The sequence below is a fragment of the Kitasatospora sp. NPDC096077 genome, from assembly GCF_040303245.1.
In the GTDB taxonomy this organism is placed as follows: Bacteria; Actinomycetota; Actinomycetes; order Streptomycetales; family Streptomycetaceae; genus Kitasatospora.
The window spans coordinates 1-1,336 of the sequence record NZ_JBEOSV010000147.1 but is presented as its reverse complement, the minus strand read 5'-3'; the positions used below and the strand labels follow the sequence as shown (position 1 = coordinate 1,336).

1 protein-coding gene is annotated in these 1,336 nt (G+C 71.1%); it reads left to right on the top strand.

Going from position 1 to position 1,336, the window contains the following annotated elements; translation table 11 throughout:
- Positions 1-231: 231 nt before the first annotated feature.
- A complete protein-coding gene (locus ABTZ03_RS44155) occupies positions 232-1,320 on the top strand; it encodes an IS110 family RNA-guided transposase (protein ID WP_350518935.1) in 1,089 nt (362 codons plus the stop codon).
- Positions 1,321-1,336 lie beyond the last annotated feature (16 nt).

The window sequence follows — 1,336 nt, the reverse complement described above, 5'->3', positions numbered from 1 at the left end:
CGCCTGACAGTGAGGATGTTCATGAGCGGTTCCCGGACAGGTCTGACCCACCGCCTGACTGACCTCGGGTCCTCAACGGGATCTGTCGGCCTCGTTCGGGAGCCGCTCGTGTGCATCCACCGGCCCGGCTTGCGTGACTTCATAAGAGCCTGGCCAGAGGCCCCATCACTGTCCTGTCCGCCCGCCGGACCGGTGGCTGCCGCCCTGACCGGTCGAATGGAGAGGACGGCGATGTCCACCATCGCACAGCAGACCCGCGAGATCACCGGCGGCGTCGACACCCACAAGGACACCCACACCGCGGCGGCCGTCGACTCGGCCGGACGGCCCCTGGGCGCCGAGCAGTTCGAGGCCACCGCAGCCGGCTACCGCAAGCTCCTGGCCTGGCTCCGCTCGTTCGGCACCCTGGTGCTGGTCGGCGTGGAGGGCACCGGCGCCTACGGAGCCGGCCTCGCCCGCTACCTGCGCGAGCAGGACGTGACCGTGGTGGAGATCGACCGCCCGGACCGCAAGGCCCGCCGCTGGCAGGGCAAGTCCGACCCGGTCGACGCCGAGGCCGCCGCACGGGCTGCCCTGTCCGCCCGCCGCACAGGGATACCCAAGCAGCGCGACGGCCGGGTGGAAGCCCTGCGGAGCCTGCGCGTGGCCCGCCGCAGCGCGGTCCGGCAACGAGCGGACGTGGCACGGCAGATGAAGACGCTGATCATCACCGCACCGGAAGAACTGCGAGCCGTCCTGCGAGACCTGGGCGACCGGCAGCTGATCGTCACGTGCGCCGCCTGGCGCCCGGACGCGAAGCGGGCCGGCGAGCCGGTGATCGCCGCCAGACTCGCGCTGCGGACCCTGGCCCGCCGCCACCAGCGACTCGGCGAGGAGATCGCCGAACTGGAGGAGATCATCACCCCGCTGGTCACCGAGATCTCCCCGGCCCTGCTCGCGCTGAACGGCGTCGGCACGGACGTCGCCGGCCAGCTGCTGGTCACCGCCGGGGAGAACCCCGGGCGCCTGCGCTCCGAGGCGGCGTTCGCCATGCTCTGCGGTGCCGCGCCACTGCCGGCGTCCTCCGGCCGTACCCACCGCCACCGCCTCAACCGAGGCGGCGACCGGGGCGCCAACTCCGCCCTCTACCGCATCGTCCTGTGCCGCCTGCGCTGGGACGAACGCACCAAGCAGTACATGCAGCGCCGGACCACGGAAGGCCTCTCGAAGAAGGAGATCATCCGCTGCCTCAAGCGGTTCATCGCCCGCGAGATCTACCAGGTCCTGACCACACCCAGCACTACATCCATCACCGCCGAGCAGCTCACCACCGCTGCTTGACATCCATAAGAGCATC